This is a genomic window from Paenibacillus amylolyticus (assembly GCF_003719335.1).
GTDB classification, from domain to species: domain Bacteria; phylum Bacillota; class Bacilli; order Paenibacillales; family Paenibacillaceae; genus Paenibacillus; species Paenibacillus amylolyticus_D.
Window position 1 is genome coordinate 1 of sequence record NZ_RIAS01000034.1, and the last position, 15,051, is coordinate 15,051.

Consider the following 15,051-nt stretch of genomic DNA (forward strand, 5'->3'; position numbering starts at 1 on the left):
CAGTGAAGGACTTGGCCAAACGGTGGAATGGGACAAGATTGGCCGCTGGGTCTGGATCGGGAACAAAGACTTCCGGAGTACGGACAATAAGGAATTTAAGCTGACGAAGCTCAGTGATTTCAAGGCATACACACAAAGCATTAATTTTTATAAAAATATGAAAGATGAAGTATATTCGGGAGTGAAAATAATCAAGCAAAGTGACCTTCCGATCCAATTAGGTAATGGCCAAGTGATTTATGATATGGAGATAGTGAAAGTTCAAAACGATTATATGATTCAGATCCGTAGCAATCGCAGAGGTAACCCTATTAGCTTCTTAGTGCAGAATAGTTTTGTACGAGGACGAGGAGTGATTGATAACCTCTTTGTAGACAACAAAGATAAAACTGGAATGAATTATTTTCCTCTAATCAGTAGATTAGATAAGTTCCAGAATGGGAAATATGTTCAAAATTATGAGGGATGGAAGAACTTTAAGCTTAATCAAGCAGACTATATCTTACTGGAAGACGGTGGGCTAGAAGACTATGCTGTAGCGATCGTTAATCCCTTCAAGTGAGGGCTGATCAGTGAATATGAAACGTGTGATCAGCACTTTACTTAGCCTGGTATTTATACTGTCTTCTGTACTTCTATTATTTACGTTTCGTCCAGTCCAAGCCGAGCCAGGTGTATACTCAATCAGCTCTAATAGACTATTGCAGGACAAGGACAATACGAATGTTTATTACTTTGTAGGTATGGTCTACTACGAAGTGTGGAGCAATACTTCAGGCCAATGGACTGGAGATGGTCACCATCCGGATTCGGTAGTTCCTACTGTAGATGGTGGAACTTATGAATTCACATTCGGATCTAACCGAAAGGTTAAAGACATTAGTGTCAAGTTGTTTGATTTTAACTGGACACATGCAGATGGAACAAACCTTGGCGAACAAACCTTTGCAAAATCCAGAACAGAAGAAATGAGAGATAAAGATCTGAAATACTATCGAGACGCTACTTCTACTGCCGCATACTCGTATAGAGAATCTAATCCTACTGGAATTGGAACAAATGTGGTAAGGAAAAAAGTTTTCGTAAAAGATGGTGTGCTTACTCCGAAAAAGCAAGCAGTTGATCGGAGGGCTGAAGAAGAAAAAGACGGTAAAGTTTTTGGGCCAAACGTGGATGGCTGGAAATATTTCTTCCCGACACTCTTCAAAATCGAACTTGAACCGCCTGAAGGTAAAGCCATAATAAAATACTGGACAACCACAGGACAAAGCTTAAACGGTGTAGACGGGTTCGCCAACCAAGAAGTAAGACTGGTGAAGGACAGGCCGTACAACTTTAGGCATACCGCTCCTGGCGAGAGATATGACTACATGGGCTATAAGAAAAGTATGTTAGGAGATCCTTCAGGTTTATCAAGGGTGAACGGAGATCCTGGTGAGTTCATCTACAACGGACAGTACCCGGTCTATTACCTGTACTTCTACTACCAGCCCAAGGGTGGGGGAGGAACAACGAATGGCCCGACATGTACCCGACCGGCTCCAGGACGCACCATCGATGGTAGGGTGATGGAGCCAGTTGTCAGTGGCATGATCAAGGCGGATCTGCGAGGGAACGAACGGTTCGATGTCCTGAAGGGCATCCCGACATCGGAAAGCCTGTACGGGAACGTCTTCAGCCGGGATTATTTGTTCCAGAATAAATTCGTACAGATGACTGGCACATGCACTTATACGGTCAAGGTCAATCAGAAATGGACTTTGACTTGGAAAGATGGGAGAACGGTTTCCCTGCCAGGTGGTGGCACAACCACGGTCTATGACATTCCAAGGTCGGTTAACGATGAACGGAACCCCGAGTACGCAGTCGTCCGGCCATATGCGTACTGGACGATTGGTGAACTGAGCGTGTACAACATTCAGGACGCGGTACTCCAGAATTACGCGTTCGCTGGAAGTGAGATCACCATTACGCCAGAAGGATACACGCCGCCCGAGTTTCAGGCCGAGACGACAGGTGATAAATACCCGGCTCCGCAGCCCGGTATCGTGCCTAGTCCGCCTCAAACCAGGGACGGAGGAACAAGACAACCATCCATGAGGGAAGATAATCTTCAGTCCTATGCAGAAGCTGCCGTGCCAGATATCCAAGTGGAAAACGACTCCCTGGTGTTCAAGGGTCAAACGATCATGAACAAGCAGCGAACCGCCAAGGAGGGGCCGCAGCCTGGCCAGATCCCGGCGCCGGTGCAGATCGGAAGGGACGTACTGTACAGCCCGTATAATTACATCCCGACCGAAAAGACAAACAAGAAGGATCAGCCAAGTACAGGTCAGATTCATTACATTGTAGCTCCTGGAAGCGTTGAGGCAGCCGAGGAAGAACTGGAATACGAGATCCGCGGCATAAATACTGTCACCGTGCACACACCCGTCGTGAACTATTCTTCGGTGTCAGATGATCAGCCGCATAACCAGAAGACGAAACCCGACATGACGCGTTCAGCCTTGATCCTGGACAGGCCATTCACCGTCCGGATACCGACATCTGGCCAGCATCTGGATGCGGCACAGTATCCAGGGTACGGAAACCGGGATTACGCCAAGTATTTCCGGACGAAGCAAGTCCGTTTCCCGTTTGACGTGTACAATGCGACCAAGTCGCAGTTCATCCCGAAAGACAACTGGATCGACATTCCGGTGGATCAGCTCGACACCACGTTCAATCTGCCGGTGTGGGTAGACGAAGGGAACTACCAGGTGTACTTCCGGAATATTGCCGAGAATGCGGCATTTGGATACGACATGCAACCAGACGCGAACCTGAATCTGGCCAACCATGCGGCGATTGACGAGGTTTCCGTTCAGGTCATTGGCCGTCTGTATGACTTCCAGATTACCGATATCGCAGATTATAACTGGGAGCGCGTCTTCCGTATCTACAAAGGCAGCAAGGATGCGTCTGGTGTAAGCTACTGGGTCGGTCAAAATGGCATCGATGGAGATCCGCGAGGAAATCCGGATCGTTACACGCTGCCGATCCGTCCAGGCAGCAACCCGTTAACTGGCATGAAAAATGTGGCCGTGAAACAGGGATATCACTTCAAGTTTGACTTCAAGACGAAGGGAAACATGTACAGCCAGAAGGACGGTATCCGGATCACACCGACATTCTCTTACGTGAGTAAGGAGGGCGGCACGCCGATCCCGGTCGATCTGTACTACCAGACGAACGATAAGCCGCTTGTGAAAATTGGTTCTCCGGAAGACCAGGTTAAGCGGTACGTCATACTGAATGACCGGTACCGGGATGTGAATCTGGGTGACATCAAGAATGTCGGGTACTGGCGGTACGATCAGTACCTCACAGCTGAAGAAAAAGTCGGTGTAGATAGGCAGATCTTCATGCGCGATTACGTGCTGAAGTTCACAAAACTTAAAACACCGGTCGGTGGATATGCGCAGCTGCTCCTTCCGGAACAGCTCAAAACGTTCATTGGGCCAAAAGAGATCCCATCGAACGCATCTGTCACGCCTGAACGTGCCAATGCATCCATTCAGCGCTGGTTTGGCGAGTACAGTATCCCGGTCGACACCTTAGCCGTAGCTCAGGGGACGAATCTGGCCGAGTATGGCCGCCTGAACGGGGGACTGACGAGGAAATCACCGGTGTTCCTGCGAGACGGGTACATCGTGGTCAACTTCAATATTGAGTCGATCCAGAACGGTAACCTGCAGGAGCCACACTTGCAGTACATCCATGCACCGCTGATGAATCAATGGAGAATGGAAGGCTACAGACCAAACATCCTGGATTCGTACCTGAAGGTGTATCATGTGGAGGATGGAGATGTAGTCTTCTACAACGCAGATAAGTCCAGTAGAGACGATTTTAGCGCCCAGGCGCCACATTAAACGTGGGAGGTATAGCCATGGAACGAACTAAAATGAATTTTAATTGCGCAGATGCTAATGAAATTGTGGTGGAAGGTAACTCTGAAATCTTTGGAGGTGTAGACCTGCAGATCCAGGCCATCACGGCCATGCTCGAGAACCTGAACTTCAAATTTGCCTATGACCATGTAGGTCCAGATTACGCGGATCAATCCTTTTTGAGGATTTTGGAGGCTCTGGGTAGTGCTCTGAAGGCCGAAGGCGTTTATCCGGATGGGATATCTAACATGGAGGCAGTCCAGTATTATCTGAAGTTTACTTTAGATCAGGAGAGCTGAAGATCCAAGAATGAAAAAAGGGAACCGGCAGTATGCCGGTTCCCTAAATTTCTCAAAACGTCTATCTATCAATCTAGCAGTTGTGGTATAGTAGGTAAAAATAATTACAAGCCATCGTTTCAAGCGGCTAAACCGGATCCCCATCCGGAGTAGCTGTCTCAACCGACCACGAATCGGAAAGAAACAGGACACTTAAACAACAATGACTTGAATTACGGACATTGTATCATGCTTGGCCATGCGTGGGCAACATGAGAATAGTCGTAATCTCGATAAATTTTGGTAGAGTAGCCTTGATCTCCGTTCGCGGGGGATCAAGGCTTTTTTGGTTTCAGGGATCCATCGTACCTGGCTTCGTGCCGGCACGTGATCATACATAAAAATCGCATAGGTTGAGCTGAAGCTTTCGAACTTTTTTTGAAAAAAGAAGGTCGAAGGCCTGATTTCCTATTGCCTAAAACAAAAAGGAGGGCATTTTGGTGGGTCGTAAGCAATCAACAGGTGTTTCCACAAACACCGTCATGAGGGCGTCTACAACCAAGCAGAGAGCCGACCAGCTTCATCGGTATAAAGACAACAGGGAAAGACGCTTGGCTGAGCGCAGAAGGGCTAATACGGTGTATGGTGCGTTGACCTATGGATGTTCGAACTGTGCAAACACCATCCGTGTTCAGGAAGAGATGGGAGATCGAAAAATCCTCTGTAGTAAGTGTAATCAGGGATTTTTCACGCAGCTGAAGAAGGATGATCGGAACAATTTAGCGCGGCCAGAGGATTTTAAGACCAAAGGGAAAAGCCGGTCTACCAAGAAACGGTGAGGTGATTGCATGCCAGGCCTGTGATCAGGTAGGCAAGAAAGAGCTTTTTAAATACATAGGGAAGTACACGATTCCCAAAACACAGCTTAAAAAATCGAAGTTCAAGTAAATAACGGGCGCTCAATGCCACCCAAAACGACGTTAAAAGCTTATGAGGTTAGTCGTCCTCATCCCCTCGAAGAGAGCAGCAGGAAAACGTACTGCAGGCGTGTCTGAGGGTGACAAGTGCCGTTAGATGGTGGGACATCGTCTATTACGTAGATGCCCCTGCATCTTTCCTAGATGGGGAGTTGTGACTCCAACGCCCCCAGCCAAAGACCCGTCCGTGTGAGTTTAAACTCAGGTTGGCCGTCAAAGTTAGGTAGGACTATACGCGATAAAGCACGACCTAGGCGCGTTTGATGACGGTTTTACAACCCCCCTTGATGGGGGTTGTGCCCAAATGCATCATTGGGCACGGAATGCAGGGGTGGGTGTGGGGAGATATGTTTTAAATTCCGTTCTCACGAAGTGAGGACGAGCTCGCATCAGCGAGGTTTCCTTTCATGGGTTTCACGCAAAACACGTATAAAAGGGGCATGGCTAAGAGACGATTCAGGTCGTTCACATAGCCGTGCTTCGAACCGAGGCTTGTGGTAAACGTGGTTTTCGTTTTCCACACGGCGAGGTGAGACGCACGGAACGGAGCGAAGCGACGCCGCACTTAGATAGCACGAAAAAACTAGGTACAACAAGGGATTTTGCGTGGATTTAGCGAATGTACATAGCGAGGTGATTTTCCGTGAGTAATAAACCGTTAAACTTTGTCTATAGTACAGTTCAGGTCGCAACACTGTTAAATATAGGTCGCTCTACAGTCAATAAATACGCAAGAAGTCTTGAAGAAGCTGGCTATGTGTTCACAAAAGACGAAAAAGACAGGCGTGGCTTCACTGATCACGATATTATTGCCTTCAAAGCACTGGTAGACTTATTAACGCGCGGAGCCGAGTACGAGAGCGCTATAAGCTCAGTTGTAGCAAGGTATTCTAGCGTTGAAAATAGCGACTCAACGGCTATAGTCGCTACGCCAGATAGCAGTAAAGAGGTCGCTATGCTGCACGCTAAGATGGATGATTTGCTTAAAGCTGTGGCCATGCTTTCGAATAAAATTGATCAGGTCGTGGATGAGCGAGTCCGGATAGAAGTTGCGGCGGCGTCGGAGGGGATTAACACGCAAGTAACCCAAGTGCTCAATGAAATTCAGCAAGCCCAAGTTCGAGCCGATCGGAAGCTCGATGAAATTGCTTCCAGAGTAGAAACGCACGGAAAAAGGAAAAAATTCCTGGGGATTTTTTAGGATATGTTTTACGGAAAACTCTATTACTAAATCTGGTGATGAATGTTGAAAGTTTCCAGGAACTTTTCCTTTTGGAATCCCTGTTTTTATTGGGGTAAAGTCCTGGTTTGACAACAAAAAAAATAAGGTGTAAGATGGGGTGTATACACCCCATCAGTGCTTCTCTTTTTTTTAAAAAAAATCGTGGTTCGATTGACTTTATTCATTTTTTACAGTACAATAAGGTGTATACACCTTATTGTATTCGAAAGATTTAAAAAAAGGAGCTTTTATGGGGCGTTTAAATCGATATCAAATTATGGAGTTATACCAAGAAGATATTATTTCAGCGCTTAAAAAACTTGGCAAAAAAGTACTTAATTTTGCGGAAATAAACGGTATTCTCTTTACTCATGAGAGAGAATGGAGATTACCTAAAACTACCACTCCTAAAGAGTTCATTTTCTTTCTTGTGGTAAAGAAAAGAATCCTAAAAGAAATTGAAATAGCTGAGACTACTCGTTACATCTTTAGAAATCAAAAAGTATCTCCTACTGAACTTGCTTTATCTCTTTATCCTAGAGTTTATCTGAGCCACTATTCGGCAGTTTATTTTCATGATTTGACTAATGAAAATCTCAAATCAATATACATTAATAAAGAACAATCACAAAAAAGGTATACGAGTAACACACCTTCCGGGGATCTGGCACAAAAGGATATTGATGCTGCTTTCTCAAAGCCCATGAGAAAAACGAATAATTTTTTTGAGTACGAGGGACAGCGAATTTATTTAATAAATGGACGGAATACAAACAATTTAGGGGTCAAAACAATTAATGAAATAACTGTTACTGATCTGGAAAGAACTTTAATCGATATAGCTGTTCGACCTGATTATTGTGGTGGGGTATATGAGGTATTAAGTGTATATGAACGTGCTAAGAGCAAGATTTCAGCAAATAAAATGAGGATGTATCTTAAGAATTTAGATTACACATATCCCTATCATCAGACGATTGGATTTTATATGGAGTGTGCAGGTTTTAGTGATACAGCTTTGAAAATCATGAGCTCTTTTCCAATGAAAAACGATTTTTATTTAACGTATAACGTTTTTGAACTAGAATATTCGGAACGTTGGCGATTGTACTATCCAAAAAACTTTACTAATTTAAAAAACCTTTGAGCACTATGTGCTCAAAGGTTTTTTATTTAGCTTCTTCAAGAGAAAGAAGATCATGTTGTTGTATAAGTGCTAGTACATAGTCAAAATAAAAATCAAAACCTCGATAGTTTTCCTTTACCTGGATAGTCTCTCTAAGTTTTGGCTCATCTCGCCTATGAAACTCTCGGGTTTCTGACATCTTTGAAAGAAAGTTAATGGGAACGCGCTTAGCCTTGAAACATTCTTCAAGATGAGTCAATGTTTCAGGGTCTTCAAAGTTTACTTCAACTGCAGGGCTTTCTAAAATGGTGTAAATATCATAAAAATCTCTTGGTCTAGGCTTAGATCCTACCTCCTTACCTATTCGGATCCAGTAATCATCCATTTGTTGACAGATTGCACGCAATTTCTCTAGGACTATTAACGTAGGGGTATAAATAGGCACTAAATATCCTTCGAATCCTTCAATGTTATCAATCATTTTTATACTTCCTGTATATTCGAATCTTCCAAGGTCAATAGTGATATTCTTTTTGGTACCCGTCACAGAGATTGCCTTATTAGATAACCAGTTCAAGTTATCCTTATGTGCTTCGTACTTTTCTGGTTCAATAATCTTAAAATTCACTTCATAACCAGCCCAAAAATCTTGATTTTCAGCCATTTGTTGTTTAGGCTTAGCTTTTATCTTAACCTCAAAAACTTGGTATCCGTATTCAATAAATGTTCTTGAAAGAACATCTTCGAGTTTTTGCCTGACTTGTTCCAGATCAGTTAAACCAATGTCTTCAAAATCTTGAGACATGGAGAAATCGAGATCCATAGATGCACGGGAGTTGAAACCATATCCAATATCTAAAGCGTTACCCCCTTTTAACACCAGGGTTTCCAGGAGATCATCATCTGAAAATAAAGCAATAAGAGTGATGGTTCTAAGTTTCTTTGTATCTTCGCTACTCAAGATCAAAAATGGACACCTCGTTTTTTTGTATTGTCACACTTCTCATATAATCTCATAAAGGCTATCTGTTTGGAATAGATAGGCAAATAGTAAAGATATTTTTAATTTCAACGTTCGTCCGTAAAGGTAGAGGTTTATAAACCATAAAATATCCAAGAAAATCAGTTTATAAAGGTGATATAATCTAATTAGAAAACGTTTGTAATCGGATTATAATCTTTATAAACAATATGGAGGTTCTAATGGGGAGCCAATCTAGAGAGTATGGATATGCTCGAGTTTCAACTAAAGATCAGAATGAGGATCGTCAAGTTTCTTCTTTACGTGAACAAGGAATTGAAGAAGCTTATATTTTCGTTGATAAAGCTAGCGGAAAAAACTTTGATCGGCCAGAGTATCAACTTTTAAAGCGTGTGCTAAGAGAAGGGGATACCCTGTTTGTAAAATCCATCAATCGTTTTGGTCGCAATAAGCAGGAAATATTGAAGGAGTGGCAATGGTTAATTGAGGCGAAGATCCATGTTGTGGTGATTGATATTCCCATTTTGGATACGCGTAAGTATGACCAGTTAGAGGGAATTGGACAACTTATCATGGATCTGGTACTTCAGATACTCAGCTGGTTGGCTGAAGAGGAGCGAAGAGGGATTAAACAGGCTCAAGCTGAAGGGATCGCTGAAGCAAAGAAACAAGGTAAACACTTGGGAAGACCACAGATCAATTTGGATACACTGACGCCAGGTCAGAAGAGCATCTTGGATGCCGAGTATGTAAACTGGGCGAAAGGTGAGCTGAAGGCAGTGGAATTCATGAAAAAATTAGGTATGAAGAAAAATACTTTTTACAAGATTATAAAGGCTTATGGAGGAGGAATAAAAAAGATTGACCAATGTATTGACGAAACGAGATCATGATCATTAAATTGGATACAACAGTCTTTAAATAACAACTTGACAAAAGAAATTACATAATAAAAAAAAGGGACTGTAGAGTTTATTGCTGCAAACAATTATAATTGATTTGTACAAGCTGCAGGAAAGACCTTCCTTGAGAAAGGAGGGGTGATACATGGACGAGTTTGTGAAACTTGGGGGCTTGATGATTCAGTTTGGAGAATTTTTGATAGTGTTACTTGCCTTCATACTTCAATTAATTATAGTTACGAAAAAAACAAAATGACCCTGATCAGAGTGTCGAATTCAGAAAGGGTCATTTAGGATCGTGCTACCTGCAGTTTTGTATAAATAGTGCTCAATGTGCGCCAACACATTGGGTGCTTTTTTTTATAACCTTTATAGCTATTCGTTAACTAATAAGGTTATTTGTAACCGTTGTAGTAAACTATTCAGTAAGTTTTCTAAGATAATTGTATCCCAATAAAGATATACGTGGCAATACCAGTTCATCATATTGTTGAAAGTGTATAACTCGTTTTTGAGTGAATTTGTTCAATAAATGCAAATGAACCTTAGCAATACTCCTTTTTCCTTGATAAAAAAGATCAAGTTGTAGTTACGAAATAGTGAATGCAAAAAAGGCCCCCTTTATGGGGGCCTTCGTTTTAGGATCATATTGCAGGGCGGCGTATCCTGATCTCTGGTAACTTGCCTTTCGACAAGCGCGTGGGGAACCTTTCCCACCTCTAATGATCCTTAACTTATAGTATTATGCGAAAATTGAAATTATATAACATATACAATGTATATGTAACCGTTACTTTACATTTTACAGAAGGAGCAGTGTGCTGTCAACTTGTTTGGGCATTCTTGTAACATTAGATATACGGCACTAATCGTTTACTTTTAAGCCTTTTCTGAACTTTATAAGCTCCATTATCAAGTTCGAAGAAAGTGGATAAGAATATATACCCGGATGGGTCTAATTTGATTGCTAAAAGCAAGTGAGGCCCGATGACCTTAACTAATTCCACGCTATTTTTCTCTTTGGGATTCTGTCCAACATAATCTGGGTTTGAAATCATGCTGGGAATTAGGTGACCGTATTGTTCAATAATACCGGGATGATTTCGCTGTACGTGCTTTATTGCACCGGGGTACATTTGTACAAGATCTGAAGGGAGATCGACTCCAGTCAGTTGTTTAATTTTGGCGACATCTAGTTTGCCGACAACCTGGACCTCGTGCGAATTTAGATTAAGAGAGTATGGCTGCACATCTGCATTCCTTTCGTTGTTTGATGTAATACAATTGGAGTTTATTTCCATATTTCAACCGCCCTTATAGTAAATTTTGTGTGTACATAAGTATAGTCATAATAGGCGGAATTATTTACACGGATTTGTCGAACTATACATAAGTTTAAGTTTAAGTGCTGAATTAAGGCAAATGATAGATTCTTGATAAACATTTGAGGGATGTATATAATGAGTGACATTACGAAATACTTAATAATTTTCTTTGCTGAATAATCAGTAAAAGAGGGACGTGGAGGTTTTGAACTTCCAAAAATAATAGCTTTGGACTCTTGAAGTCTTTGGGCAAACACTGGGATCATAGGCATCTTTTTATTTTCTTTGCCCTGGTATGTGTAAATGAGTGGGGTCATAAATAGTTTTAAGACGGAAGCCGGTTAGAGTAGTGGCGATTTTGTGCTACTCATAATGAGGTTTTTTTGTTGCGCTTAGGAGCTGATACGACAGGCGAATTGCCTGATGTATCAGCTTTTTTTATAGATAAATTGATCAATGGAGGAATTGAACATGGATGATTTTGTGGTGACAAAAGACATGCGTAAGATATGGCACGATGTAAAACAAGCAATTGCAGAGATGAAGAGTGCAAGATCGGAGCTTGAAGAAAATTCAAAGGCTTATGCAGCCTGTACAACAATGATTGAGAAATTGGAATTGAAAGAACGTGAGTACAAAGTGATGGTCAGTTGCCGGATTCGCAAAACCATTCGGGACACCATCCAAGAATACCAGAAAGAGGACACACGTCCTGTTCTGAGATTGGTGAAGTAAAAAGCCGGCATACGTGCCGGCCTGAGATTTCGGAAGTTCATAATGTAAGGCCAATAACTATCTACCCCAAAGTCGCTTGCGGCTGCTGGATTGGCTGAAAAAGTAGGTAGTCGAGATTATCGTTTCGCTGGACGGTAATTTTGTATGAATCAGCACGAAAGTGATTCGACCCGAAGGGTCGGCCGCAAAGCGGCAAGCCGTTGAGCTGGATCGCTGGGAGTCCGATGCGAAGCATCGCCCCGTTAGGGGATACTCCACTACAGTACTCATAGCACGAACTACATACGTGGGCACATGAGGAAAAGTAACTGTGATGCTCGAAGGGCGCTTTCTCTCTGTCATCTTCTTGAGAAGATGACAGAGAGAAAGCGCCTGGGCAAACCGGATACTCGCTTAGAGCCACAAGGGTTAAGGGCGTTTTTACGCATCTTCGCAAACGAAGATGTGACGAGAACAGAACCTATCTGCACCTGGGGGCAGTCTGTCTGCAGGGAGAAAAGTGGCCAACGCGCTGCGCGCGGAAACCTGTTCAGACACTCGGAAACAAGTTCCTCGGTCTTCACAGGTCCGGAGGAAGGGAAGGAGGAAACGACGTGAGATATGAGGATCGGATTGAGATTTGGAGTGTGGTGGATCTAAAGGATCATCCGGAGAATTCGAAATACAATTCGGAACTAAGTATGCGTGAAGAGGCTTCTCTTAAAGCCAGTATTGCCGAGGTGGGGATACAGGAGCCCTTGCTGATCCGGCCAGACGGTACTGTTTTGAGTGGCCATCAACGGAAACGTATTGCAACCAGTATAGGTTTGGCCAAAGTGCCTGTGCGACAAGTCCATTGCTCCGAAGAAGAAGCCGTATATCTCCTGGTTACGACAAATGAAGCCCGGCGAGGGGATGAAAAGGATCTAATGAAGAAGGCCCGGAGGGTTCAAGTCCTTTATGAAGCCTGGGGGATTAAGCCAGGACGTAAACGTGTGCAAGATGCACACTTTGACCGTCATGATGTGGCCAGTGTCCTCCAACTGGACGACAGCAGCCTACGTAGGCTGTTAAAGCTGCTGTACTTGATTCCGGAATTTCAACAAGAAGTATCGAAGGGGCGAATTGGTCTGGTAGCTGGAAATAAAATTGCTTCTTTGGATCGAGAACAACAAAACGAGCTTTTCCGGACATTTCAGGTCGCTGGGGAGATCAAAACGGCCACGATAATCAAGATGGTGGACCAACTACGGGATGAGGATACAGGCCCGGATCTGAAGGATGTTCGGAGAGAACAAAAGCAAAAACAAGTTCAGGGGAAACTCGACAAACTCAAAAAGGATCTGATTTGGTTCATCACGGAACCAGACTCGGAGGAGGAACGAGCCGCAGTTGCAGGGCTTTTAGACGAATACCTCGGATATATGAGGGGGGAAAAGCGTGGGTAAGTCAACGGTTGAGGTACAGATCGAGAAGCTATTCAAACACACCAGGCAAGGCAGCTACGCGACCAGGGATCGGTACAAAGACAGTTGTTTGATGTTCGCCAGGTTCTGTCTGGATCGTTTTAAGATGCAGAATGTGCGAAACATTCACGATAAGCACGTTGCCGCATTCATAGCGGAACGTTTGAAGCAGGGAATTGGTGCAAAGACGATTAAGGGCGATCTTTCGGCCTTGCGGTATATGCACGACCAGATCCAGCGGCCACGGTATGGCATTTCGGATAACGCTAAGCTTCAGGAGGAGTATGGACTAACGATCGGGACGACCCATCAAGTCAATGGGGATCGTGCCTGGACAACATCCGAATATGACAGAATGCTACAGATCGCAGTGGAGCTGAAGAACGAAAATGTAGCCGATTGTATGGTTTTAGCACGAACAATGGGGCTTCGAATTACCGAAGCGGCAGCTGTAAGCCGTGCTCAGGCCGAATATGCGCTGCGTACAGGCATTTATCAGGTCAAGGGGGAGGCAAAGAACGGGAAACACCGTGAAGTGGCTCTGAGCCCTTCTGGAAGGCGTGTATTGGAGCGCAGAATGGCTTCCACGCAGCGCGGGGATCGACTGTTTGTAAGGCCGGGTGAGAAAACGCATCAGGTCGTCAACCGAATGCAGAAGTTTGTGGAGCATCATCGAGATAAGGTACTTACAGAAATCGGCTTGAATCAACGCACGGATCGTAGGGATGGAACTTCCCGAAGCCTGACATTTCACGGCTTGCGGTATGGATATGTACAGGATCGAATGGAACAAGAGATTCAGAGGGGATACAGCTATGATAATGCGGCGTTAATCGTGAGCCGAGAGGTTGGGCATGAACGGATCGATGTTATCCAGATTTACGAAGGAAAAAGCTAAGCCGTTATAAGGCTTAGCTTTCAGGTGGAGCGTACTTTTTAAGGATGTATTTCATGCCTTCTTCCAGTAGATCGTTCACGTGAATTTTTTGATTACGTTCAGCAGAAAGCTGAAGGGCAAGCATTTGAAGTTGACTGTACAACGAAGAGTCAAGCGTTGTATTTATTGATTTTCGAGCCATTATGTATTCACCTCGTTAACCAGTATACCAGAAAATTGTTTGACAAAGTTATATAGCTAACTATATCATATAGTTGTGTAGTTGACTATATAAATAACGGAGGTTTTACCATGAGAAACTTTACAGTCCTGATTGAATCTGATTACGCAGAGCATAACTTCACCGGCTACGTTCCAGAATTGCGCCTTAGTACGACAGGCGATACGAAAGAAGAGGTAACTCAAAACTTGCAAGACCTGATTGAACTGGAAATGGAGCGTAATCCGGATCTAATTACTCACGAGTACGAGGTTCGTACTTTAACGCTTGGAAAGGAGGTGAGGTAATTTTGGATCTGGCGTTATTGGGAAAGCAGACATGTCCTGATCTGGTTAAAGAGATTGAGCATTTAATGTATGCGTTCAATGAGTCGATAACACATCTAAACGTTGAAAACATTGGGAATTTCGTATGTGTATCCTTTGTACTTGCAGACCAAGGCTTCGTTTACAACTATGATAAGAAAAAAGGTACATATGATAAAGCATTTATGGCATTAAGTGAAATGCAGTATTTCAAAAACGCAGGTTTATTAGACTGATGGGAGAGTGTAGCACGATGAAAAAGGTAGCATTGGCAGTAATGACAGGGATTTTGGCATTTGGTTTAACAGGAGCTGCGGTTTCGGCAGCTCCTGTTAAACAGGTGGAGGTATTACTTAACACCGTGAAGATGAAGTTTCCAGATGCGAAGCCTTTCCAAGATGGCCAAGGCAGTGTAATGGTTCCGATCCGTTTCGTTTCGGAAGCCCTGGGCGCGAAGGTGACGTATTCGAAAGTGGGCAAGGTATCCAAGGTTGGAGTGAAGTCGAAGGATCATACCGTAGATATGACGATCGGGCAAACAACGGCTCTCGTCAATGGCCAGAAGAAGGACTACGGTACCCAAATCATTCTGAAGCAGAACCGGACGTTCGTTCCGTTGCGTCTGGTCAGTGAAGGACTTGGCCAAACGGTGGAATGGGACAAGATTGGCCGCTGGGTCTGGATCGGGAACAAAGACTTCCGGA

Annotated in this window: 17 protein-coding genes and 1 pseudogene; 15 read left to right on the forward strand and 3 right to left on the reverse strand. The window is 43.7% G+C overall.

Annotation, left to right across the window (positions count from 1 at the left end):
• The 6 genes and pseudogenes from EC604_RS30080 to EC604_RS29125 all read left to right on the forward strand — a co-directional run.
• Positions 1-562 (forward strand): annotated as a pseudogene (locus EC604_RS30080) (copper amine oxidase N-terminal domain-containing protein); the annotation flags it as partial.
• Between the two features lie 16 nt (positions 563-578).
• Positions 579-3,914, forward strand: coding sequence for a DUF5704 domain-containing protein (locus tag EC604_RS29105; RefSeq protein WP_240037296.1), 3,336 nt, complete (start codon positions 579-581; stop codon positions 3,912-3,914).
• 17 nt (positions 3,915-3,931) lie between these two features.
• A complete protein-coding gene (locus EC604_RS29110; RefSeq protein WP_123067433.1) occupies positions 3,932-4,231 on the forward strand; it encodes a hypothetical protein in 300 nt (99 codons plus the stop codon).
• A gap of 479 nt (positions 4,232-4,710) precedes the next feature.
• Positions 4,711-5,049 (forward strand): hypothetical protein, encoded by a 339-nt coding sequence (locus EC604_RS29115; protein WP_123067434.1) that lies wholly within the window; start codon positions 4,711-4,713, stop codon positions 5,047-5,049.
• 781 nt (positions 5,050-5,830) lie between these two features.
• The gene (locus EC604_RS29120) at positions 5,831-6,388 is read left to right on the forward strand and encodes a hypothetical protein (protein WP_123067435.1); all 558 of its coding nucleotides are present in this window, start codon (positions 5,831-5,833) and stop codon (positions 6,386-6,388) included.
• A gap of 298 nt (positions 6,389-6,686) precedes the next feature.
• Positions 6,687-7,556, forward strand: coding sequence for a type IV toxin-antitoxin system AbiEi family antitoxin domain-containing protein (locus tag EC604_RS29125; protein WP_205127963.1), 870 nt, complete (start codon positions 6,687-6,689; stop codon positions 7,554-7,556).
• Positions 7,557-7,578: 22 nt separating this feature from the next.
• Here EC604_RS29125 and EC604_RS29130 read toward each other — a convergent pair whose 3' ends face one another.
• Entirely contained in the window at positions 7,579-8,496 is a 918-nt protein-coding gene (locus tag EC604_RS29130; protein ID WP_161557088.1) for a nucleotidyl transferase AbiEii/AbiGii toxin family protein, read from the reverse strand.
• Between the two features lie 242 nt (positions 8,497-8,738).
• On the opposite strand from EC604_RS29130, the gene EC604_RS29135 reads away from it, so the two are divergent.
• Entirely contained in the window at positions 8,739-9,410 is a 672-nt protein-coding gene (locus tag EC604_RS29135; RefSeq protein ID WP_123067438.1) for a recombinase family protein, read from the forward strand.
• A gap of 154 nt (positions 9,411-9,564) precedes the next feature.
• Positions 9,565-9,675, forward strand: coding sequence for a putative holin-like toxin (locus EC604_RS30740; RefSeq protein ID WP_240037295.1), 111 nt, complete (start codon positions 9,565-9,567; stop codon positions 9,673-9,675).
• 595 nt (positions 9,676-10,270) lie between these two features.
• On the opposite strand, the gene EC604_RS29140 is transcribed toward EC604_RS30740, so the two are convergent.
• Positions 10,271-10,720, reverse strand: coding sequence for a hypothetical protein (locus tag EC604_RS29140; RefSeq protein ID WP_123067439.1), 450 nt, complete (start codon positions 10,718-10,720; stop codon positions 10,271-10,273).
• Between the two features lie 495 nt (positions 10,721-11,215).
• Between EC604_RS29140 and EC604_RS29150 the strand changes: the two genes are divergently transcribed.
• From EC604_RS29150 to EC604_RS29160, 4 genes are all read left to right on the forward strand, one after another.
• Positions 11,216-11,479, forward strand: a complete 264-nt coding sequence (locus tag EC604_RS29150; RefSeq protein ID WP_123067441.1) for a hypothetical protein — start codon at positions 11,216-11,218, stop codon at positions 11,477-11,479.
• Positions 11,480-11,833: 354 nt separating this feature from the next.
• Positions 11,834-12,076: a hypothetical protein gene (locus EC604_RS29795; RefSeq protein ID WP_151458140.1), complete on the forward strand. Its 243-nt coding sequence runs from the start codon at positions 11,834-11,836 to the stop codon at positions 12,074-12,076.
• Positions 12,073-12,906, forward strand: coding sequence for a ParB/RepB/Spo0J family partition protein (locus tag EC604_RS29155; RefSeq protein ID WP_123067442.1), 834 nt, complete (start codon positions 12,073-12,075; stop codon positions 12,904-12,906). The genes EC604_RS29795 and EC604_RS29155 overlap by 4 nt, the downstream gene beginning before the upstream one ends.
• A complete protein-coding gene (locus tag EC604_RS29160) occupies positions 12,899-13,822 on the forward strand; it encodes a phage integrase N-terminal domain-containing protein (protein WP_123067443.1) in 924 nt (307 codons plus the stop codon). The genes EC604_RS29155 and EC604_RS29160 overlap by 8 nt, the downstream gene beginning before the upstream one ends.
• Positions 13,823-13,835: 13 nt before the next feature.
• Here EC604_RS29160 and EC604_RS30210 read toward each other — a convergent pair whose 3' ends face one another.
• On the reverse strand, positions 13,836-14,003 hold the full coding sequence (locus EC604_RS30210) for a hypothetical protein (RefSeq protein ID WP_192895178.1): 168 nt from the start codon (positions 14,001-14,003) through the stop codon (positions 13,836-13,838).
• A 110-nt stretch (positions 14,004-14,113) separates the two neighbouring features.
• Here EC604_RS30210 and EC604_RS29165 point away from each other — a divergent pair, with 110 nt between their 5' ends.
• From EC604_RS29165 to EC604_RS29175, 3 genes are all read left to right on the forward strand, one after another.
• A complete protein-coding gene (locus tag EC604_RS29165) occupies positions 14,114-14,329 on the forward strand; it encodes a type II toxin-antitoxin system HicB family antitoxin (RefSeq protein ID WP_123067444.1) in 216 nt (71 codons plus the stop codon).
• Positions 14,330-14,331: 2 nt separating this feature from the next.
• A complete protein-coding gene (locus EC604_RS29170) occupies positions 14,332-14,583 on the forward strand; it encodes a hypothetical protein (protein ID WP_123067445.1) in 252 nt (83 codons plus the stop codon).
• A 17-nt stretch (positions 14,584-14,600) separates the two neighbouring features.
• Positions 14,601-15,051, forward strand: a 451-nt coding sequence (locus EC604_RS29175) for a copper amine oxidase N-terminal domain-containing protein (RefSeq protein WP_161557090.1), incomplete at its 3' end; no start/stop codon positions are given.

Excerpts from the sequence above, each read along its gene's own strand:
- EC604_RS29105 (WP_240037296.1), top strand. The coding sequence starts at position 579 with ATGAAACGTGTGATCAGCACTTTACTTAGCCTGGTATTTATACTGTCT.
- EC604_RS29110 (WP_123067433.1), top strand. The coding sequence starts at position 3,932 with ATGGAACGAACTAAAATGAATTTTAATTGCGCAGATGCTAATGAAATT.
- EC604_RS29125 (WP_205127963.1), top strand. The coding sequence starts at position 6,687 with ATGGAGTTATACCAAGAAGATATTATTTCAGCGCTTAAAAAACTTGGC.
- EC604_RS29135 (WP_123067438.1), top strand. The coding sequence starts at position 8,739 with ATGGGGAGCCAATCTAGAGAGTATGGATATGCTCGAGTTTCAACTAAA.
- EC604_RS30740 (WP_240037295.1), top strand. The coding sequence starts at position 9,565 with ATGGACGAGTTTGTGAAACTTGGGGGCTTGATGATTCAGTTTGGAGAA.
- EC604_RS29140 (WP_123067439.1), bottom strand. The coding sequence starts at position 10,720 with ATGGAAATAAACTCCAATTGTATTACATCAAACAACGAAAGGAATGCA.
- EC604_RS29150 (WP_123067441.1), top strand. The coding sequence starts at position 11,216 with ATGGATGATTTTGTGGTGACAAAAGACATGCGTAAGATATGGCACGAT.
- EC604_RS29795 (WP_151458140.1), top strand. The coding sequence starts at position 11,834 with ATGACAGAGAGAAAGCGCCTGGGCAAACCGGATACTCGCTTAGAGCCA.
- EC604_RS30210 (WP_192895178.1), bottom strand. The coding sequence starts at position 14,003 with ATGGCTCGAAAATCAATAAATACAACGCTTGACTCTTCGTTGTACAGT.
- EC604_RS29165 (WP_123067444.1), top strand. The coding sequence starts at position 14,114 with ATGAGAAACTTTACAGTCCTGATTGAATCTGATTACGCAGAGCATAAC.